The sequence below is a fragment of the Streptomyces sp. NPDC048361 genome (assembly GCF_040651795.1).
GTDB lineage: Bacteria > Actinomycetota > Actinomycetes > Streptomycetales > Streptomycetaceae > Streptomyces.
In genome coordinates, this window is sequence record NZ_JBEZKW010000074.1 from 1 (window position 1) to 20,360 (window position 20,360).

Consider the following 20,360-nt stretch of genomic DNA (forward strand, 5'->3'; position numbering starts at 1 on the left):
CAGCACGGTCTGCACTCGAAGGCCGGGCCCCTGGGGCTCCGCCCCAGACCCCGTTCGCGCCCGAAAGGCGCTCGTCCTCAAACGCCGGACAGGCTGAAGATGCCCATGCGGCCCGCCATCGAGCAGTCAGGGACGCGGGGAACTGCGCGACCAGCCACCCACGGCCCGCACGCCGAAATGGCGCGCCGAGGTGCCAGGGGGACACCCTGGGGTCAGCCCAGGTCCGTCAGGTCTTCCGCGTAGATCTGGGCGAGGGGCTGAGGCCCCACATACTGCTGACAGTTGCACCGCCCCGCTTCAAACCGCAGCGGCTTCTTGTTCTCGTCCCAGGCGACCGGAACCTCAACCCGCTCATGACACTTACCCCCCTTGTCATGCTTGGCCAAGTGATGCGTGCACCCGCACACCGGCTCCGGCGGCTTGTGCGCGGCCTCCACGGCGAGCCGCTCCCGCTTCGCCGCCTCCAGCCGCTCCATCTTCCGCTCGTGCCGCGTCCGCAGCGCCGTCCGGGCGTTGTCGATCGCCCAGCCGAAGCCGCCCATCCAGAACACGATCAGGATCCACCAGTACCAGGCCATGACGACCGTCCTCCCCCCGGGGCCGCGTCACCGTATGACGCCGCGCACCCCAGGATAGGACGCGGGGTTCAGCGCGACCCCGCCCCCGCCCCCGCCAGGGAGCGCTGCGCCCAGCGCCGGTACGCCGCCGCCTTCGCCACGCCGACAAGCCCGGTGAGCCAGCTGATCAGACCGAGCCCCATGCCGTACACGATGAGGGCGTACGTGTCGTGGCCCGGCACGGCGGTCGCGGGCACCAGCAGACAGGCCGCGAGGCCCGCCCCGCAGAGCAGCACCGACGGTATTAGCCAGGCCAGGCTGAGGACGGGCCTGCGCAGATTGCGGTCGAGCACCGGATCACGGTCCAACTCGGCCCACTGCCACAGCAGTTCCCGTATCCGCCGGTCCTTGCGCAGACCGAACCCCACGGCAAGTCCGGCGGGGATCATCACGCCCACGCCGAGCAGCAGCAGAAGGCCGCCCACGATCGCGCTGAGGATGTCGGTGAGCGAGGTGAGCGCCACGCCGACCAGCGACCAGCCCAGCGCGAAGAGCGCAGCCCACAGCCAGAGCAGCCCGAGCCGCCCTGCCCCCAAGTACCCCTTGACCAGCGTCTCCAGAGCCTGTGCCCGGTCGGCGAGCAGCGCGTTGCGGTCGCGCCAGGCACGTATCTCGACCGGCGGCGGAGAAGGCGGGAGCGACGAACTGGATGGCATGCGCCAGAGATTATCCGGGGTGCCCCCGCCTGCGGTGGCCGCCCTCCGCCATGTTCACAACAGTCGACCGAAACCCTTCCATCCGCCCGGCGCGGCACGGCGGTTCAGCCACTCGCGCGCCCGCGCTTCAGCCACGGTCCATACCGCGCCCGCGCTTCAGCCACGGTCCATACCGCGCCCGCGCCCCCCTCACGCATCCCGCAGCGTCTGGAGGTCGAGCTTCTTCATGCCCATGACCGCCGCCATGACCCGGTCGGACTTCTCCGCGCCGGAGCCGAGCAGCTCGGGCAGTTCGGCGGGGACGATCTGCCAGGACAGGCCGTACTTGTCCTTCAGCCATCCGCAGGGGCCCTCCTCGCCGCCCTCACCGAGCCGCGTCCAGAACCGGTCGATCTCCTCCTGGTCCTCGCAAGCCACCGAGAGCGAGATCGCCTCGGTGAAGGTGAACTGCGGACCGCCGTTGAGGGCGGTGAAGTGCTGGTCGGCGAGGACGAATTCGACGGTCATGACCGAGCCGGTCTCGCCCGGCCCGGAAGCGGCGTAGTGGGTGATCCCCACGATGTGCGAGTCACCGCCGAAGACGGAGATGTAGTGGTTGGCGGCGTCCTCCGCCTGGCTGTCGAACCAGAGGAACGGGGTGATCTTCCGGGTGATCTTCGCGGTCATCGTCGGCCTCCTGGGCGTTGCCGGTCCTCTTGTGGGCGGCTTCAACGGGTAGACCGGCCCCGCACACGGAACTCATCGCGGTACGGCCGGGAAACACCGTCCTCGCCATGAACCGGCCGTACCAGCAGATCACCGCGGTCACCGGACGGCAACCCATGGCCCCCGGTGACCCGCACGGGCTCAGCCTGTCCGGCGGACCCTAGCCCGCCACGATCTCGCGCACCTCCGAGGTGACGTCCCACTCCGCCTCGTGGACCTGGAGGAACCGCTTGGCCCACTCCAGCGCCTCCGCCTTGTCCTTGGCCTGGATGATCGCGTAACCCCCCACGACCTCCTTCGACTCCGTGAACGGGCCGTCCGTGACGGTCAGTTCGCCGCCGTTCCAGCGGACCCGGGTGCCCTCGGCGGTCGGGGTGAGTCCGGCGGTGTCCAGCAGGACCCCGGCCTTGGTCATCTCCTCGATCAGGTCGCCCATCCGCTGCATGAGCTCGGGGCTGGGACCGCCTTCGGGGGCGTTGTTCTCGTCGATACGGACCATCGTCAGGTAGCGCGGCATGGCCGGTCTCCGTTCTGTGCGCCGCAGTGCGTGGCTGCGTGCGGGGTACGTGGTGCGGGTTTCCCGCTTCTCACTCCTACGTCGAACGGGAGCCGCCCGGATCGACACCACCCCGCAAAATATTTCCGGATTCCCGCCGGCCGGCCGACGCGCCGGTCAGGACGACAGGACCACGAGCCGCTGCGTCGCCCTGGTCATCGCGACATAGCGGTCCACGGCCCCCTCGATGCCGGTCCCGAACTCCTCCGGGTCGACGAGGACCACCAGGTCGAATTCGAGCCCCTTGGACAGCTCGGGGCTCAGTGAACGCACCCGGGGCGTGGCACGGAAGCCGGGGTGTCCGATCACGCAGGCGATCCCGTCCGCGTGCGCGGCGAGCCAGTCCTCCAGGACCGCGTCCAGCTCCGCTACGGACCCGTACGCCACCGGGACGCCGCTGCTGCGGACGGAGGCCGGCACGTTGGCATCGGGCAGCGCGGCCCGGATGACCGGCTCGGCCTGCTCCATCACCTCTAGCGGGGTGCGGTAGTTGATGCCGAGCGAGGCCACCTCGGCCCGGTCGAGCCCGATCCGTTCCAGGCGTTCCCGCCACGACTCGGTGAACCCGTGCCGGGCCTGCGCGCGGTCCCCGACGATGGTGAAACTGCGCGAGGGGCAGCGCAGCAGCAGCATCTGCCACTCCGCGTCGGTGAGCTCCTGCGCCTCGTCCACGACGATGTGCGCGAACGGACCGGCGAGCAGGTCGGGCTCGGCGGTGGGCAGGGCGCTCTCGTCGATCAGGGTGTCCTGGAGGTCCTTGCCGCGCAGCATCCGCAGCGCGCCCTCGCTCTCGTCGCCGGCGGATTGGAAATTGGACGCCGAGATGATCTCGTCGATGACCCCGGACATCCGCTCGCGCTCGGCGGCGACCACCGCCTCGTGCCGCCGCCTGCGCCGCTCGGCCTCCGGGTCGCCGAGCCGCTGCCGTGCGGCGTCCAGGAGCGGCAGGTCGGACACGGTCCAGGCCTGCGCGTCGGTGCGCCGCAGCCGGCGTACGTCGTCGGGGCCGAGCCAGGGCGCGCACATCCGCAGGTAGGCGGGGACCGACCACAGGTCGCCGACCAGATCGGCCGCCTCCAGAAGCGGCCACGCGCTGTGGAGGGTCTCGGCGAGCTCCGGGTCCCGGTGCAGCGCCGTGCGGAATTCGGCGGGCGTGACGTCGTCGCCGTCGTACTGGTCGAGCAGGATCGTGACGAGCGCCTCCCGGACCAGTTCGCGCCCCTCGTTGTGCGGGGTGCCGGGGCCGGGCGCCGCGAACGCCTCGGCCCAGTCGTCGGGGGTGAGCCGGAGGTCGGCCCAGGGGGTGGTGACGGTCATGGCCGCGGTGGGCGGCTCCTCGTAGAAGGCGACGGCCTTCTCGACGGCCCGCACCATGTCGGCGGACGCCTTGAGGCGGGCCCCCTCCGGGTCGCCCTCCTCCTTGGCGTCGGCCCCCTCGGCGACCAGGTCGCGCAGGACACACGTCTGTACGCCCTCCTCGCCGAGGCTCGGCAGGACGTCGGCGACGTAGTCCAGGTAGGGGCGGTGCGGGCCGACGAAGAGGACGCCGCCGCGCCGGTGGCCCAGGCGCGGATCGGAGTAGAGCAGATAGGCGGAGCGGTGCAGGGCGACGACGGTCTTGCCGGTGCCGGGGCCGCCGTCGACGACGAGCGCGCCGCGTGAGCCGGCGCGGATGATGGCGTCCTGGTCGGCCTGGATGGTGGAGAGCACGTCGCGCATGCGGGCCGAACGGTTGGTGCCGAGGCTCGCGATGAACGCGGACTGGTCGTCGAGGGCGGCATGCCCTTCGAGCCCGTCGGCGCTGAACACCTCGTCCCAGTAGTCGCTGATCCGGCCGCGCGTCCAGCGGTATCGGCGACGGCTCGCCAGGCCCATGGGACCGGCGTGGGTCGCCGCGAAGAACGGCTCGGCGGCGGGTGAGCGCCAGTCGACGAGGAGCCTGCGGCCCTCGCTGTCGGTGAGGCCGAGCCGGCCGATGTAGAGGGGTTCGCAGTCGCCTTCGGCGACGATGTGCCCGAGGCACAGGTCGAGGCCGAAGCGGCGCAGGGTGCGCAGCCGGCCGGTGAGCTGGTGGACCTCGATGTCGCGGTCCATGGCGGCGCGGCCGATGCCGCCGGGCGCCCGGCGCAACTCGTCGAGCCGGCCGGAGAGTTCGGTGATCGTCTGGTCGAGGGTGCGGGCGATGGCGGCGAAATGCCGCTCATCGCCTTCGATCAGCGCAGGATCGGCCTTGGCGGCAAGACGGTCGGGAAGGTCGAACGCGCTGGAGAATTCAGAAACCGACAACTGCCCACGCACTTCGTGAAGCTCCCATTTCCGCAGGTACTGGCCCGAGGCCAGTGATTCTGCGGCACGATGGGGGCCTTGCCGCAAGCCCCCCAGTGCGCTATATCTTGATAGTGGCGAGGAGAGCACGTGCTCCTCGCTTTTCTGTTGTCCGCTCCGGGGGTGCAGTCCTCGCCGGACGCAGCCTTCGCTGAACGCAGCCTTCGCCAGATGCAGCCCGCTCGGGACGCGGCCTGCTCCAGACATAGCCTGCTCCGGACGCAGCCCGCTCTAGACGTAGTCCTCCAGGCGGGCCACCGTGAAGCCCTGTTCCTGTATGTGGCGCAGCATGTTCGCGGTCATCTGCGTCATCGACGTGCCCTTGAGCTCCTTGGGGCCGCGGAAGTGCGCCAGGATGATGTCACCGGGGTGCAGCTTTTTGTCGCCGCGCTGGTACTGCATGTTGGTGATCTGCATCGACTCGCGCCACAGCACCATCGCCCGGATGTCACAGGACTTGGCGGCCGTGCGCGTGTTCTCGTTCCAATTGCCGTACGGGGGCCGGAAGAGTCCGGGTTCCTTTCCGTACTCCTTGCCCAGTTTCTTCTCCTGGGTGCATATCTCGTTCTTCTGCGCGGCCTCGCCGAGCGTGCGCAGATTGGGGTGCGAGAGCGTGTGGTTCTCTATGGAATTGCCGAGCCCCTGCAACGGTTTGAAGTAGCCGTAATCGGCGCGGATGATGTCGTCGGTCAGGAACATCGTGAAGGGGATCTTCAAGTCCCGCATCATCTCGACGAACTTCGGGTCCTTTTCGGCGCCGTCGTCGAACGTCACGAAGACGATCTTCTCCTTGGTGGGGATGTCACTCACCACCGGCACCTCCCCCGGCTTCCCCTGCACCGGCTTCTCGGTCGGCGGGGTGGGCGGCGCCGCGAAGGGCTTCAGCCCCCACTTGCGGTACGCGGCCTCGGTGGCGGCCGCGTCGTCGCCCTGGGACGCCTTCGTGGGCGTACCACTGCCGTTGCCGGCGGGGGTGGACGCGGAGGGAGTGCCGCCCGAATCGCCGCCGGACGAGCAGCCCGCGACCATCAGCAGACCGAAGAGCGCCGCGCCGACCGCCTTCTTGCGTACGAGCCAACCCATGTCCACATACCGCCCGTTTCTGTCATCAGCCACCTATAGCTTGATGCCAGAAAAGGTCACGGGGTTGCCTGAAGCGAGCAAATGACGGCCAGGCGATGATCAGATCTGATCGGCCGGAGCAACGTCCTCCGCTGGGCCGACCGCCTCGAACCGCCAGCGGTGCACCGGACGGGCCACCAACTCCCCGTCCGGGTCCGGGAGTTCGGGCAGCTCGGCGTCGTAGGGCGCGTCCCACCAGGTGATGACGAGGACCCGGTCGCCGGGCGCGCGCAGGATCTCGCGGCGCGACGGCGAACCGGCGGCGGGCCGGCCCCGTACCCAGGCGAGGAGCTCGGCACCCCGCCCCTCGGCCGCCCGGGCCTCCCACATCAGCGCGACGGTCATGAGTACAGGTTCTTCTTGCTGACCTCGTGCACGTGGTCGTGGTCGTGGTCGTGGTCGTGTGAGTGGCCGTGGCCGTGGCCGTGCGCCTGGGCGTGTGCCTCGCCCGGTACGTGCGGTTCGGTCACCGGAAGGGAGGAGTCCGCGGAGAGCTCCAGGTCGGAGGCGGGCCGGTTCCTGGCCACCATCTCGGCGCCGAGCGCGGCGACCATCGCGCCGTTGTCGGTGCACAGGCCGGGGCGCGGCACCCGCAGCCGGATCCCGGCCCGCTCGCAGCGTTCCTGGGCGAGCGCGCGCAGCCGGGAGTTGGCGGCGACGCCGCCGCCGATCATCAGATGGTCGACGCCCTCGTCCTTGCAGGCCCGTACGGCCTTACGGGTCAGCACGTCCACCACGGCCTCCTGGAAGGACGCGGCCACATCGCGCACCGGCACCTCCTCGCCCGCCTTGCGCTTGGCCTCGATCCAGCGGGCCACGGCGGTCTTCAGGCCGGAGAAGGAGAAGTCGTACAGCGGGTCGCGCGAGCCGGTGAGGCCGCGCGGGAACGCGATCGCCTTCGGGTCGCCCTCGCGCGCGAGCCGGTCGATGACCGGTCCGCCGGGGAAACCGAGGTCGAGCACCCGGGCGATCTTGTCGAAGGCCTCGCCCGCCGCGTCGTCGATGGTGGCGCCGAGCGGGCGCACGTCGGCGGTGATGTCGGGGGCGAGCAGCAGCGAGGAGTGGCCGCCGGAGACGAGGAGCGCCATCGTCGGCTCGGGCAGCGGCCCGTGCTCCAGCTGGTCGACGCAGATGTGCGAGGCGAGGTGATTGACGCCGTAGAGCGGTTTGTTCAGGGCGTACGCGTACGCCTTGGCGGCCGAGACGCCGACGAGCAGCGCGCCCGCGAGCCCGGGCCCGGCGGTGACGGCGATGCCGTCGAGGTCACGCGCGGAGATCCCGGCAGTCTTCAGGGCGCGCTCGATGGTCGGCACCATCGCTTCGAGGTGGGCCCGCGAGGCGATCTCGGGGACCACGCCGCCGAACCTGGCGTGCGTGTCCACGCTGGAGGCCACGGCATCGGCGAGCAGCGTCGTCCCGCGCACGATGCCGACGCCGGTCTCGTCGCAGGAGGTCTCGATGCCCAGTACGAGCGGTTCGTCAGCCATCAGTCAGTCTCTTCTGTTCCTTGGACGTATTCCTGGACGGTCAGTCGCATCACGAGCGCATCGACGTTGCCCGGCTGGTAGTAGCCGCGCCGGAAGCCGATGGGCTCGAAGCCGAAGCGCTCGTACAGCTTCTGGGCCCGGGTGTTGTCCACGCGTACTTCGAGCAGGACCTCGTCGCACTCGAAGGCGGTGGCGTGCTTGAGGAGGTCGGTCAGGAGGCGGGCCCCGAGCCCGGTGCCCCACTGGTCGCGGGCGGCGGCGATGGTCTGGACGTCGGCGAGGTCACCGGCGGCGGCGAGCCCCGCGTACCCCACGAGCCGCGGCCGTCCGTCGTCGAAGGTCTCGGCGACGACGTAGCGGCGGGTGGCGCCCGGGCCGCGCGCGTGCGCGAGCTCGGACCAGAACATCCCCTCCGACCAGGCGTCCTCGGGGAACAGCTCGTGTTCGAGGTCGAGCACGGGCGGGATGTCCCACCAGCGCATCTCGCGCAGCACGGCCTCGGTCACCGGGGGGTGACCACCTTGTAGTTCTTGGGGACCTGCGCGTCCGGGCGGCGCAGGTACAGGGGTGTCGGCGGCAGGAAGGGCGAGCCTTCGGCGAGCTTCTCGGCGGCGAGCGAGGCGAGCGCGCCCGCCGACTGATGCTCGGGACCGAGCGCCTTGGGGAACGCCTCGGGGTAGAGCACCGCGCCCTGGCCGACGACGGGCAGTCCGCTCAGCTCGTCGGCGATGTCGGCGGGCCGGTCGACGCCGGGGTCGCCCGCGCGGGTGCGGAAGTCGTCGTAGCGGGCCCAGTAGACCTCCTTGCGGCGGGCGTCCGTGGCGACCACGAACGGCTCCTCGATGCCGGAGGCGTAGGCGAGTCCGTCCAGGGTGCACAGACCGTGGACGGGCACGCCGAGCACAGAGCCGAAGGTCGCGGCGGTGACCAGGCCGACACGCAGTCCGGTGTAGGGGCCGGGGCCGACCCCGACGACGAGGTCCGTCACGGCGGCGAGGTCGAGGCCGGCCTCGGCGAGCACCCGGTCGACGGCGGGCAGCAGCAGCTCCCCGTGCCGGCGGGCGTCGACCTGGCGGGCCTCGGCGACGACGGAGGTGCCGTCGTGCAGGGCGACGGTGACGGCGGGGGTGGCGGTATCAACGGCGAGCAAGAGCACGCGAACAGCCTACGACCACGGCGGCGGGGGCACGGCGTCCCGCCCGAGCCGTCACCTGCTGCTACCGTCAGCCGCAGGTATGACCGTAGACATGCACGTACGTACGAAAGGGGAAGCCCAGGTGGCAAGGAGCAGCACGGGATTCGTGGCCGGGCTCACCGCGGCCGCTCTCGCGGTGGTCGGCTTCCTCGCCTACCAGGCTTCGGCGAGCGCGCCGCCCGCCGCCGACCTGGCGGCCCCCAGCAGCAGCGCGTCGGCGTCGGCCAAGCCGTCGAACGCGCCGCCCGCGGGCTCCCCCGCGAGCAGGCCGGACCTGTCGCTTCCGGCCAACTCGGGCACCGGCGTGCGGGTCGTGTACTCGCTGGGCGCCAAGCGGGTGTGGCTGGCGGGCGTCGCCAAGACCCCGCGGACCTTCGCGGTCGTACCGTCCGCGGTCAGCCCGAAGCCGGGCACCTACATCGTGACCTCGCGGACCGGGCACACCACGGGCTCGGACGGGGTGGCCATCGAGCACGTCGTGGTGTTCACGACGGCCAAGAACGTGGTGGTCGGCTTCAGCGCCGCCGTCAACGACTCGATGTCGAGCCCCAAGACGGAGAAGAAGACCGGCGGGATCCGTATGAAGCGGGCGGACGGCGACGCGATGTGGGCGTTCGCGACGCACAACTCGAAGGTCGTCGTCGTCCCGTAACGGGCGCCACCACCACCCCCCGCCAGGCTCCGCCGGACGCCGACGTCACCCCCCGGCGGGCTCCGCAGCCACGCCCGGCAGGCTCCGCCATCACCCCGGCGGCCTCCACAGTCACCCCCCGGCTGGCTCTGCGAGCCGCCGGACCGGTGGGCTCCCCGGTCCACCGGGCCGGATCTCCGCCCGGCATACATCACTCGACAGGACTACGCGGCGTCCCGGCGGGCTTCACTCTCGTCGTCGTCGGACGGGGTGCTCTCGCGCGGCGGGGTCGACACGGCGCTCGCCGCGGCGCACGAGGCGAGCAGATCGTGTATCGACACCCCGGACGGCGCCGGGACGCCCCGCGGGGCCGGTGGCTTCGCTTCGCGTTCCGGCACGGTCATGGCGGCCTCCTGAGGCTGCGGAAGAAGGCGCGGTTAGGTAGACCTAACCAGGTCTCTTCCTCCATGTGACCACGCCCGGTACGACCGGCGCAACATTTTGCCGACGTCTTGTCGGAACGTACGGCGCGCTCGAGCCGTGCCCGATCGCCGCCTCAGCGGTTCCCGATCGCCGCCTCAGCGGTTCCCGATCGCCGCCTCAGAGGTTCTCGACTCCGGCGCCCGCCCAGCGGGCGCCGATTCCGGTGACGGTCACCGTCCTGCGGTCGTCGTCGCTCGCGCCCACGGCCCGGTCGATGAGCACCTGGAGCCGGTCGTCGGAGAGCTCCTCGACCTTGCCCTCGCCCCATTCGACGACCACCACGGACTCGGGCAGCTCCACGTCGAGGTCGAGGTCCTCCATCTCGTCGAGCCCCCCGCCCAGCCGGTACGCGTCCACGTGCACCAGGGCCGGGCCGCCGACCAACGAGGGGTGGACCCGGGCGATGACGAAGGTGGGCGAGGTCACGGCGCCCCGGACACCGAGGCCCTCGCCGAGACCGCGGGTCAGGGTCGTCTTGCCCGCGCCGAGCTCCCCGGTGAGCATCACGAGGTCGCCGGGGCGGAGCAGTTTGGCGATGCGGCGCCCCAACTCCTGCATTTCGGAAGGGGAGTCGAGGGTCAGGCGGGTGCCGGCGTCAGCCGCCGGGCTGCTGTGCGGTGCTTCCATACGTCCCAACGTTAGCGGCCTGCGGCACCGCCCCGACCCGGGCCAGCAGGTCGGCGAGACGGTCGGTGACCGTCTCGGGGTGCTCCAGCATCACCAGGTGCCCGCCGTCGGGCACGATGACGAGCTCGGCGTCGGGCAGCAGATCCGCGATGGCCTCGCTGTGCGAGCTGGGCGTGACCAGGTCGCGGTCACCGGCCAGGATCAGGGCGGGGACCTCCGCGAAGATCGCGAGCGCCGCCGTCTTGTCGTGGTCGGAGAAGGCCGGGTAGAACTCCGCGACCACGTCGATCGGGGTGCTCTCGATCATCCGCTCGGCGAACCGGGCGATCGCCGGGTCGACGTCCTTCGAGGAGAACGAGTAGCGCTTGATCATGCCCGCGAACAGGTCGGCCGTGGCCCGTCGCCCCCGCTCCACCAGCTCGGCCTGCGAGCCCAGCGCCTTCAGCACGCCCGGCAGCACCCGCCGCACCGCGTTGACCCCGGCGACCGGTAGCCCGTAGTTGACCTCGCCGAGCTTGCCCGAGGACGTACCCACGAAGGCGACGCCCACGACCCGGTCACGGATCAGCTCGGGGTACTGATCGGCGAGGGCCATGATCGTCATGCCGCCCATGGAGTGGCCGACCAGGACGAGCGGGCCTTCGGGCGCCGCCGCGTCGATGACGGCCTTCAGGTCGCGGCCCAGTTGGCCGATGTCGACGGGCACGCCCTCGCGCTGCGCCTTGCCGCGGTCCGAGCGGCCGTGGCTGCGCTGGTCCCAGTGCACCGTGCGCACCACACCGCGCAGCGCGGCCCGCTGGAAGTGCCAGGAGTCCTGGTTGAGGCAGTAGCCGTGCGAGAACACGACGGTGACCGGGGCGGGCACCTTGCGCCCGAACAGCCGGCGCTTGCGCGGCCCATGGGCGCCCGCGTCCGCCTCGGCCTCGTCGGTCTCGTAGTGCAGGACCGTTCCGTCGTCGGCGACCGCCCGCCCCTGGGTGCCCCGCAGGGACCCGTACGGTCCGGACGCGTCGAGGGCGAGCCGCGCCTTCCTGCGCATGCCGCGCCCGACGGTGAGCCGCTCTATCGCCACGCCGGCCGCCGCGCCCGCCGCGACCACGCCTATCGCGGCGCCCGCGATCGAGGCCAGCCGCCAGTTCCCCACCGCCGACTGGGCGTCCTGCACCGCGGATACGACGGCGTCCCCCGTGCTGGTCTCGCTCACCGTGCCGCTCCGCTCCTGCTCGTCGCCGCTCTTACGCTTCTTCCCGGCCCGCCGACGGACCCGCGGACGCGTCGACCGACTCGGCCGCCTGCTCATCCGTCCGCTCATCCGTCCGCTCGTTCACCTGCTCGTTCATCTGCTCGCCGACCTGCTCGTTCACATAGACGCGGGGAACCCGCGCGCCGATGCGCGTCACGATCTCGTAGGCGATGGTGTCCGCCGCCCGCGCCCAGTCCTCGGCCGTCGGCTCCCCCCGGTCGCCCGGACCGAACAGCACGGCCCGCGCGCCCGGCTCGACCGTGTCCCCCTCAAGGTCGACCACGAACTGGTCCATGGCAACGCGGCCCGCCGCGGTCCGCACCTTTCCGCCCACCAGAACCGGCCCCCGCCCCGAGGCGTGCCGCGGAATGCCGTCGGCGTACCCGAGCGGGACGAGACCGAGGGTCGTCTCGTTCCTGGTGACGTACTGGTGCCCGTAACTGACGCCGTGACCCGCCGGAACGTGCTTGGACAGCGCGACCGACGCCGAGAGCGTCATCACGGGACGCAGCCCGAGCTCCCGCGCGGTGCCGAGCTCGGGCGACGGAGAGACGCCGTACATGGCGATACCGGTACGGACGAGGTCGAAGTGGGACTCGGGCAGAGTGAGGGTGGCCGGGGAGTTGGCGATGTGGCGCACCTCGGGGGTGACGCCCGCCTTCTCCGCGTACGCCGTCATCTCCTGGAAGACCGAGAGCTGGGCCGCGATCGAGGGGTGGCCCGGCTCGTCGGCGCACGCGAAGTGCGACCAGAGGCCGGTGACCTTCACCCCGGGGGCGGCGAGCGCCGCGTGCACCAGTTCGGGCCAGTCGGCGGGCTGGCAGCCGTTGCGGCCGAGCCCGGTGTCGGCCTTGAGCTGGATCCTGGCCGTGCGCCCGGCGGCGCGGGCCGCCTCGGTGACCTCGCGCAGCGCCCACATCCCGCTCACCGAGACGTCGATGTCCGCCTCGACCGCCTCGCGCCAGGGGCCGCCCGGCGTCCACAGCCAGCACATCATCCGGCCCTCGACGCCGGCCGCGCGCAGGGCGAGGGCCTCGTCGGGGGTGGCGGTGCCGATCCAGGCGGCGCCGGCCTGCTGCGCGGCCCGTGCGCACGGCAGCGCGCCGTGCCCGTAGGCGTCCGCCTTCACCACGGCCATGAGCTGCGCGCCGGGTGAACAGGCGCGCAGCGTCCGGACGTTGGCACGCAGCGCGCCCAGGTCGATCTCGGCGCGGGCGCGCTCGGCGGGGTATTGAGTCATCGCGGTCATCGCGCCAAGTCTCTCAGAGCGCACGAGGACCCGGATTGTGCCGCAGGACACACCCCGTTCCCGGTCGGGCCTGGGCCCGCTCAGGTGCCTTCGCGGTGCCCCCACACATAGACGGCGTCGCCGGTGCGCAGGGCGTTCCAGAGGCTGCGCGCGTCGGCGAGGGTCAGGTTGACGCAGCCCTGGCTGCCGACGGTGGTGTAGACGCTGTGGTAGATCGCGTGGAAGGCCTGGCCGCCGTCGAAGAACTGGGCGTAGGGCATGGACTGGTGGTAGATCGTCGACCAGTGGTTCTTGTGCCGCCAGTAGACCTTGTGCCAGCCGCCCCGGGTGGGCAGCGAGGCCCGCCCGCTGCGGATCGGCACCGGACCGTACGTCACCTTGCTGCCGGTCTGTACCCACATCAGCTGCCGCGCGAGGTCGACGCAGGCCACCCGTGTCTTGCGCACGGGGCACTTGTGGGCGGCGTTGGGGTTCTTGCGCGCGGACAGGAACTGCATCCGCGACCAGGTGACGGGGCCGGCGAAGCCGATGGTGGGTGAGATGCCCTGCGCCTGCTGGAACTTGCGGATCGCGGCGCAGTCGGCGGGCGACTGCCGTCCGTCCGCCTTGAGCCCGAGCCAGTGCTCGACCTGGCGCTGGTGCGGTCCGGTCTTGGTGGTGCAGCTGCCCGGCTTGGCGGCGAGCTCGCTGCGCGGTACGTACTCGACGAGCCGGTACGCGCCGTCGGGCGCCTCTGCGGGTTCGGCCCGGTCCTCGTCGGCGCCCGGCTGATAGACGAGCGGCGGCAACACCTGGTCCGGCGTGTCGACCGGCCCAGCCTGCCCCTCAAACACAACCCCGGGCACGAGGGCTTCGCTGGGCGCAGGGGCGCTGCCGGTGCCCGTGCCGCCGGGTTCGGTGCCCGTGCCGCCGGGTTCGGTGCCGGTGGGTTCGGCTCCGGGGGCGGAGTTGCCGGTGGCCGGGTCGGTGTCGCTGGGTGCGGCGGTGCCGGGGGCGGGATTGCCGGGGGCGGGTGGGGCTGGGGGTGCGGGGGCGACGGGTCTGAGGTTCGGCGGGGGTGGGGGGTCGCCGGGGGCAGGGGCGGCACCCAGGGTCAGTGCGGCGGCCAGGGCGAGACCACAGGCGCCCCATCTGTAGCGGTTGCTACGTGAATGTCCTTTTGTCATTCCCTCAGAGAACCCCTCACCCCCGGCGTGTCGCGGAAGCCGCGCGGCACATGTCACCCCGGGGATGGCTTCATCCCGGGCCTCAGGGGATAGGCGGGGTCCGGGGTGGAGCCCCCGGGGGGTCAGGTGGGCCGGGGTTGGGTGATGGAACGCCAGGCGTTCGGGAGCGCTTCGGCCACCGCGTACGCCGTCGTGGGCGCATCCCGGGCCGCCCACCGCCCAGCAAGCCCGTGCACATAGGCCGCCACCGACCCCGCATCCCGGCCGGACAGGCCCGCCGCCAGCAGCGACCCCGCGAGCCCCGACAGCACATCGCCGCTGCCCGCCGTAGCCAGCCACGGCGTCCCCGTCGCGTTGGCCCGCACCGGCCATCCCGCGTCCGCGACCAGCGTGGTCGACCCCTTCAAAAGGACCGTCGCGCCGAACTGCTCCGCCAACTCCCGTACCGACGCGAGCCGTTCGGCCTCGACCCGCTCGCGCGCGACCCCGAGCAGCGCGGCCGCCTCGCCCGCGTGCGGGGTGAGCAGGGTGGCCGCCGACCGGGCCCGTACCGTACGGGGATCGAGCCCGCGCAGCCCATCCGCGTCCACCAGGACCGGAACGTCCGACGCGAGCACCTCGTCCACGCCCGGGCCGTCACCGAGCCCCGGCCCGACCACCCACGCCTGCACCCGCCCGGCCTTCGCGGGCGAGCCGTCCGAGACCAGGGTCTCGGGGAAGCGGGCGAGTACGGCGTCCCCGCCGGGGCCGACGTACCGCACCGCACCCGCGCCACCCCGCAGCGCCCCGGCGACCGCGAGCACCGCCGCGCCCGGGTAGCGGGCCGACCCCGCGACGACCCCGACGACACCCCTGCGGTACTTGTCGCTCTCGCCGGCCGGGGTGGGCAACAGGTCGGCCACGTCGGCGTGTTGGAGCGCCTCGACCTCCGGCACGGACGGCAGGTCGAGCCCGATCGGGACCAGCCGCACCGCCCCCGCGTACTCCCGCGCGGGGTCGATGAGCAGGCCCGGCTTGTACGCCCCGAACGTGACGGTCGCATCCGCCCGCAGCGCCTCGCCCGTCACCTCGCCGGTGTCGGCGTCCACGCCGCTGGGCAGGTCGACGGCGACGACCAGCGCGTCGGAGCCGCGAGCGGCCCGGGCAACGGGCACCGCGTCGGGGCGCAGCCCGCCGTGGCCGCCCATGCCGGTGATGCCGTCGAGTACGAGGTCGGCGGTGGCCAGTACCTCGAACGGGTCATCGGCGATCCGGCCGCCGGCCCGTTCCAGCGCCGCGAGGCCCTCGGGGTGGGCGCGGTCGGGGCTGAGCAGCACGGCGTGGACCGCGGCGCCGCGGCGGGCCAGGCGGGCCCCCGCGTACAGCGTGTCGCCGCCGTTGTCACCGCTGCCGACGAGCAGCACGATCCTCGCCGCGTACACCCGGCCGAGCATGTCGGCGCAGGCCGCGGCGAGGCCGGCGGCTGCTCGTTGCATGAGGGCGCCGTCGGGGAGGCGGTGCATGAGCTCGGCTTCGGCGGCGCGGACGGTTTCCACGCGGTAGGCAGTACGCATGCCGCCCACCCTTCCCCAATCCGCCTCACCTCCAACCTCCCCGCCTCCGCCGCGGCGGGCGCAACCGCTCGGCACCCAGTGCCCCACTGGGGGCGGCTGGTCGGCTCTCGGTGCCCCACTGGATGCGGCTGGTCGGCTCCGGGGGCCCTACTGGAGGCGCGGGGCTGTGCCGTTTGCGCGGCTCCGCCGCGGTGGGCGCGGGCTATCCGCTCGGTGCCGGGTGCCCTACCGGGCGCGGCCGGTCGACTCCGGGGGCCCTACCAGGGGCGCGGGGAACTGCGCGGGCGGTGTCCCGGCGCGGCCCGTGCTGGAAGCGAAAGCGGCACGCCGGACGCGAGCGCACCCCGCGCACAACGCGACCTCACCCCTCCGCAATCACCACCGCGGACGCCACCCCCGCGTCATGGCTGAGCGAAACATGCCAGTGCCGAACCCCCAGCTCAGCCGCCCGGGCCGCCACGGACCCGCGGACGCGGAGCCGGGGCCGGCCGCTCCCCTCCACGTACACCTCCGCGTCCGTCCACAGCAGCCCCGCCGGCGCGCCCAGCGCCTTCGCGAGGGCCTCCTTCGCGGCGAAGCGGACGGCCAGCGAGGCGACGCCGCGCCGCTCGCCGCCCGGGAGTATCAACTCGCTCTCCACGAAAAGCCGTTGGAGCATCGCGGGCGTCCGCTCGATGGACGCCCCGAACCGTTCGATCTCGGCCACGTCGATCCCGACCCCGATGATCACTCGACCCCTCCCCTACTCATTCGACCCCTCCCTGAATCATGCGCTCACTCCACCGTCACGGACTTCGCCAGGTTCCGCGGCTGGTCCACCTCGTTGCCGCGCGCCGTCGCCAGCTCGCAGGCGAAGACCTGGAGCGGAACCGTCGCCACCAGCGGCTGGAGCAGCGTGGGCGTGGCCGGGATGCGGATGAGGTGGTCGGCGTACGGGACGACCGCCTGGTCGCCCTCCTCCGCGATCACGATGGTCCGCGCCCCGCGCGCCCGGATCTCCTGGATGTTGGAGACGATCTTGTCGTGCAGCACCGAGCGTCCGCGCGGCGAGGGGACCACCACGACCACCGGCAGGTCCTGCTCGATCAGCGCGATCGGCCCATGCTTCAGCTCCCCCGCCGCGAACCCCTCCGCGTGCATGTACGCCAGCTCCTTGAGCTTGAGCGCGCCTTCGAGGGCGACGGGGTAGCCCACGTGCCGGCCGAGGAAGAGCACCGTGTTCTTGTCGGCGAGCGAGCGCGCCAACTCCCGTACCGGCTCCATGGTTTCGAGGACGCGGTCGACCTCCGTGGCGATCTCGGCGAGGTCGCGTACGACATCCCCGATCTCGTCGCCCCACTTGGTGCCGCGCACCTGGCCGAGGTAGAGCGCGACGAGGTAGCAGGCCACCAGCTGGGTCAGGAAGGCCTTGGTGGAGGCCACCGCCACCTCGGGACCCGCGTGCGTGTAGAGGACCGCGTCCGACTCGCGCGGAATCGTCGAGCCGTTGGTGTTGCAGATCGCCAGCACCTTCGCGCCCTGCTCGCGCGCGTGCCGCAGCGCCATCAGGGTGTCCATCGTCTCGCCGGACTGCGAGATGGCGATGACCAGGGTGCGCTGGTCGAGGATGGGGTCGCGGTAGCGGAACTCGCTGGCCAGCTCCGTCTCGCAGGGGATCCGCGTCCAGTGCTCGATGGCCAGCTTCGCGATCATGCCCGCGTGGTACGCCGTTCCGCACGCCACGATGACGACCTTGTCGATCTCGCGCAGCACCGCGTGCGGGATGCGCAGCTCGTCCAGGGTGAGCGAGCCCGCCCCGTCGATCCGGCCGAGCAGCGTGTCGGCGACGGCCTTGGGCTGCTCGGCGATCTCCTTGAGCATGAAGTAGTCGTAGCCGCCCTTCTCGGCGGCGGAGGCGTCCCAGTCGACGTGGTAGGCCCGGGTCTCGGCCGGCGCCCCGTCGAAGTCGGTGACCGTGACCCCGTCCCGGCGCAGCTCGACGACCTGGTCCTGGCCCAGTTCGATCGCGGAGCGGGTGTGCGCGATGAATGCGGCGACGTCCGAGGCGAGGAAGGCCTCGCCCTCGCCGACGCCCACCACGAGCGGCGAGTTGCGCCGCGCGCCGACCACCACGTCCGGCTCGTCCGCGTGCACCGCGACCAGCGTGAACGCCCCTTCGAGGCGCCGGCACACCTGCCGCATGGCCTCCGCGAGGTCCTGCGCGGAGGAGTAGCCCTCGGCGAGGAGGTGCGCGACGACCTCGGTGTCCGTCTCGGACTCCAGCTGGTGACCGCGCTCGGCGAGCTCGGCCCGCAGCGCGGCGAAGTTCTCGATGATCCCGTTGTGCACGACGGCGACCCGCCCCGCGTTGTCCAGGTGCGGATGCGCGTTGGCGTCCGTAGGGCCGCCGTGCGTGGCCCACCGGGTGTGCCCGATGCCGGTCGCCCCGGCGGGCAGCGGCGCCTCCAGGAGCGCCTTCTCCAGATTGATCAGCTTGCCGGCCTTCTTCGCCCCGGCGAGCCCGCCGTCGGCGAGCACCGCGACGCCCGCCGAGTCGTATCCGCGGTACTCAAGCCGCTTCAGCCCCGCGAGCACGACGTCCAGCGCCGACTGCCCGCCCACATAACCCACGATTCCGCACATGGCGGCAGCCTACGACCGTGACCCCTCATTTCCCCCTCACTCCGGGGCGGGCGCGAGGGTTCGTCCGCCTTTCGCGGCTTACGGCAAGTGACCCACCCCACCCCCCACGCACGTCATACAGCCGCAACAATGGAGGCGTGATCACTTCGCCGCCACGGAGCGCCCACCGCAAGCCGGAGGCGACTCCCTATGTGGACCTGACACGCGCAGAGTGGAGCGCGCTGCGTGAGAAGACGCCGCTGCCGCTGACCGCCGATGAGGTCGAGCGCCTGCGCGGGCTCGGCGACGTCATCGACCTCGACGAAGTGCGCGACATCTACCTGCCGCTGTCCCGCCTGCTCAACCTGTACGTGGAGGCGACCGCCAATCTGCGCGGCACCCTCAACACGTTCCTGGGCGACGCGGGCAACGGGCACGGCACCCAGCGCGGCACCCCCTTCGTCATAGGGGTCGCCGGTTCGGTGGCGGTCGGCAAGTCGACGGTGGCCCGCCTGCTCCAGGCGCTGCTGGCCCGCTGGCCCGAGCACCCGCGGGTCGAGCTGGTCACCACCGACGGCTTCCTGTACCCGATGGCCGAGCTGGAGCGGCGCGGCCTGATGTCGCGCAAGGGGTTCCCCGAGTCGTACGACCGCCGGGCGCTGACCCGGTTCGTCGCGGACATCAAGGCGGGCAAGGACGAGGTCACCGCACCCGTCTACTCCCACCTCATCTACGACATCGTGCCGGACGAGCGGCTCGTGGTGCGCCGGCCCGACATCCTCATCGTGGAGGGACTCAACGTCCTGCAACCGGCGCTGCCCGGCCAGGACGGCCGCACCCGGGTCGGCCTCGCGGACTACTTCGACTTCAGTGTGTACGTCGACGCGCGCACCGAGGACATCGAGACCTGGTACCTCAACCGGTTCCGCAAGCTGCGCGAGACGGCCTTCCAGAACCCGTTCTCGTACTTCCGCAAGTACACGCAGGTCTCCGAGGAGGAGGCCCTGGACTACGCCCGGACGACCTGGCGGACCATCAACCGGCCCAATCTGGTGGAGAATGTGGCGCCCACGCGCGGCCGGGCCACGCTCGTCGTACGCAAGGGCCCCGACCACAAGATCCAGAAGATCTCGCTGCGCAAGCTCTGACGCGCAAGCTCTGACGCTCCGACCCCGCGAGGAACCGTGCTGCACCTGCGTCTGATCGTGCCCGCCGACCGCACCGACGACGTCGTGCGCACCCTGGAGTCGACGGTCGGCACCGCGCACCTGGCGGTGCTGCCGGGCGCGGCCCGCAATCCGGTGGGCGACCTCGTGCTGTGCGACGTGGCCCGCGAGGCCGGGGACGCCCTCATCGCCGAGCTGCGTGCCCTCGGTCTCGACCGCGACGGCTCGATCGCCGTCGATCACATCGAACTGTCGATCTCGAAGCGGGCCGACAAGGCCGAGGCCGAGGCGCCGGGCGAGGGCGCGGACGCGGTCCTGTGGGAGTCGCTCACCGACGCCACGCACGAGGAGTCGACGCTCTCGGTCACGTACGTGGCGTTCCTGGCCGTCGCGACGATGCTGGCCGCATGCGGTGTGATGCTCGACAACGCGATCCTCATCGTGGGCGCGATGGCGGTGGGCCCCGAGTTCGGGCCGCTCGCCGGCATCTGCACGGCGCTGGTGCGGCGCGCGCCGCGCCTGGTGGGGCACTCGCTGCTCGCGCTGGTCGTGGGCTTCGCGTCGGCGATGCTGCTCACGGCCGGATTCGGCTGGCTGATGGAGGTGCTCGGGCTCTTCGACATGTCGATGATCGAGGCACCCCGTCCGAACACGGCGTTCATCTTCCGGCCCGACTGGATGTCGTTCGTGGTGGCGTTCCTCGCGGGCATCGCGGGCACGCTCTCGCTCACCTCGGCGAAGTCCGGCGCTTTGATCGGCGTCGCGATCTCGGTGACGACGGTCCCGGCGGCGGCCAACGCCGCGATGGCGTTCAGCTATCAGGACTACGGGCAGACCTGGGGTTCCAGCTGGCAGCTGCTCGCCAACCTGGCCGGCATCGTCCTGGCCGGCACGCTCACGCTGCTCGCCCAGAAAGCGCTCTGGGCGAGCCAGCGCAGGCGCCGCCTGCCGTAGCGACAGGCGGCAAGGAGTCAAGGG

General features: G+C 71.9%; 21 protein-coding genes. 3 read left to right on the top strand and 18 right to left on the bottom strand.

What is annotated here, in order from left to right; all coding sequences use genetic code 11:
- Positions 1-212: 212 nt before the first annotated feature.
- From AB0D31_RS30085 to tsaB, 10 genes are all read right to left on the bottom strand, one after another.
- Positions 213-578, bottom strand: coding sequence for a hypothetical protein (locus tag AB0D31_RS30085; protein WP_362728950.1), 366 nt, complete (start codon positions 576-578; stop codon positions 213-215).
- Between the two features lie 68 nt (positions 579-646).
- Positions 647-1,273 (bottom strand): hypothetical protein, encoded by a 627-nt coding sequence (locus AB0D31_RS30090; protein ID WP_362728952.1) that lies wholly within the window; start codon positions 1,271-1,273, stop codon positions 647-649.
- A gap of 189 nt (positions 1,274-1,462) precedes the next feature.
- A complete protein-coding gene (locus AB0D31_RS30095; RefSeq protein ID WP_362728954.1) occupies positions 1,463-1,939 on the bottom strand; it encodes a VOC family protein in 477 nt (158 codons plus the stop codon).
- A gap of 199 nt (positions 1,940-2,138) precedes the next feature.
- The gene (locus AB0D31_RS30100) at positions 2,139-2,495 is read right to left on the bottom strand and encodes a YciI family protein (RefSeq protein ID WP_362728956.1); all 357 of its coding nucleotides are present in this window, start codon (positions 2,493-2,495) and stop codon (positions 2,139-2,141) included.
- 156 nt (positions 2,496-2,651) lie between these two features.
- A complete protein-coding gene (gene helR / locus AB0D31_RS30105) occupies positions 2,652-4,820 on the bottom strand; it encodes an RNA polymerase recycling motor ATPase HelR (protein ID WP_362728958.1) in 2,169 nt (722 codons plus the stop codon).
- Positions 4,821-5,090: 270 nt separating this feature from the next.
- Positions 5,091-5,942 (bottom strand): polysaccharide deacetylase family protein, encoded by an 852-nt coding sequence (locus AB0D31_RS30110; RefSeq protein WP_362728996.1) that lies wholly within the window; start codon positions 5,940-5,942, stop codon positions 5,091-5,093.
- 99 nt (positions 5,943-6,041) lie between these two features.
- On the bottom strand, positions 6,042-6,326 hold the full coding sequence (locus tag AB0D31_RS30115) for a hypothetical protein (RefSeq protein ID WP_362728959.1): 285 nt from the start codon (positions 6,324-6,326) through the stop codon (positions 6,042-6,044).
- A complete protein-coding gene (gene tsaD, locus AB0D31_RS30120; RefSeq protein WP_362728998.1) occupies positions 6,323-7,471 on the bottom strand; it encodes a tRNA (adenosine(37)-N6)-threonylcarbamoyltransferase complex transferase subunit TsaD in 1,149 nt (382 codons plus the stop codon). Before tsaD ends, AB0D31_RS30115 begins: the two co-directional genes overlap by 4 nt.
- A complete protein-coding gene (rimI, locus tag AB0D31_RS30125; protein WP_362729000.1) occupies positions 7,468-7,950 on the bottom strand; it encodes a ribosomal protein S18-alanine N-acetyltransferase in 483 nt (160 codons plus the stop codon). Before rimI ends, tsaD begins: the two co-directional genes overlap by 4 nt.
- 20 nt (positions 7,951-7,970) lie before the next feature.
- On the bottom strand, positions 7,971-8,624 hold the full coding sequence (gene tsaB, locus AB0D31_RS30130) for a tRNA (adenosine(37)-N6)-threonylcarbamoyltransferase complex dimerization subunit type 1 TsaB (protein ID WP_362728961.1): 654 nt from the start codon (positions 8,622-8,624) through the stop codon (positions 7,971-7,973).
- Between the two features lie 121 nt (positions 8,625-8,745).
- Between tsaB and AB0D31_RS30135 the strand changes: the two genes are divergently transcribed.
- Positions 8,746-9,315, top strand: coding sequence for a hypothetical protein (locus AB0D31_RS30135; protein ID WP_362728963.1), 570 nt, complete (start codon positions 8,746-8,748; stop codon positions 9,313-9,315).
- A 203-nt stretch (positions 9,316-9,518) separates the two neighbouring features.
- On the opposite strand, the gene AB0D31_RS30140 is transcribed toward AB0D31_RS30135, so the two are convergent.
- The 8 genes from AB0D31_RS30140 to glmS form a co-directional block, all read right to left on the bottom strand.
- Positions 9,519-9,698: a hypothetical protein gene (locus AB0D31_RS30140; RefSeq protein WP_362728965.1), complete on the bottom strand. Its 180-nt coding sequence runs from the start codon at positions 9,696-9,698 to the stop codon at positions 9,519-9,521.
- Positions 9,699-9,894: 196 nt separating this feature from the next.
- Positions 9,895-10,404 (bottom strand): tRNA (adenosine(37)-N6)-threonylcarbamoyltransferase complex ATPase subunit type 1 TsaE, encoded by a 510-nt coding sequence (gene tsaE / locus AB0D31_RS30145; RefSeq protein ID WP_362728967.1) that lies wholly within the window; start codon positions 10,402-10,404, stop codon positions 9,895-9,897.
- On the bottom strand, positions 10,373-11,608 hold the full coding sequence (locus AB0D31_RS30150) for an alpha/beta hydrolase (protein WP_362728969.1): 1,236 nt from the start codon (positions 11,606-11,608) through the stop codon (positions 10,373-10,375). Before AB0D31_RS30150 ends, tsaE begins: the two co-directional genes overlap by 32 nt.
- 31 nt (positions 11,609-11,639) lie before the next feature.
- Positions 11,640-12,887 carry an alanine racemase gene (gene alr / locus AB0D31_RS30155; RefSeq protein WP_362729002.1) on the bottom strand — a complete coding sequence of 416 codons (1,248 nt, stop codon included), beginning with the start codon at positions 12,885-12,887 and terminating at the stop codon, positions 11,640-11,642.
- Between the two features lie 89 nt (positions 12,888-12,976).
- Positions 12,977-14,062, bottom strand: coding sequence for a L,D-transpeptidase family protein (locus tag AB0D31_RS30160; RefSeq protein ID WP_362728971.1), 1,086 nt, complete (start codon positions 14,060-14,062; stop codon positions 12,977-12,979).
- A 122-nt stretch (positions 14,063-14,184) separates the two neighbouring features.
- Positions 14,185-15,615 (bottom strand): NAD(P)H-hydrate dehydratase, encoded by a 1,431-nt coding sequence (locus tag AB0D31_RS30165; RefSeq protein ID WP_362728973.1) that lies wholly within the window; start codon positions 15,613-15,615, stop codon positions 14,185-14,187.
- A gap of 361 nt (positions 15,616-15,976) precedes the next feature.
- On the bottom strand, positions 15,977-16,345 hold the full coding sequence (locus tag AB0D31_RS30170; RefSeq protein WP_362728975.1) for a holo-ACP synthase: 369 nt from the start codon (positions 16,343-16,345) through the stop codon (positions 15,977-15,979).
- A 44-nt stretch (positions 16,346-16,389) separates the two neighbouring features.
- On the bottom strand, positions 16,390-18,237 hold the full coding sequence (glmS, locus tag AB0D31_RS30175) for a glutamine--fructose-6-phosphate transaminase (isomerizing) (RefSeq protein ID WP_362728977.1): 1,848 nt from the start codon (positions 18,235-18,237) through the stop codon (positions 16,390-16,392).
- Positions 18,238-18,374: 137 nt separating this feature from the next.
- Between glmS and coaA the strand changes: the two genes are divergently transcribed.
- Together coaA and AB0D31_RS30185 are read left to right on the top strand one after the other, a co-directional pair.
- Positions 18,375-19,364: a type I pantothenate kinase gene (coaA, locus tag AB0D31_RS30180; protein ID WP_362728979.1), complete on the top strand. Its 990-nt coding sequence runs from the start codon at positions 18,375-18,377 to the stop codon at positions 19,362-19,364.
- 36 nt (positions 19,365-19,400) lie between these two features.
- Positions 19,401-20,336, top strand: coding sequence for a DUF389 domain-containing protein (locus AB0D31_RS30185; RefSeq protein ID WP_362728981.1), 936 nt, complete (start codon positions 19,401-19,403; stop codon positions 20,334-20,336).
- Positions 20,337-20,360 lie beyond the last annotated feature (24 nt).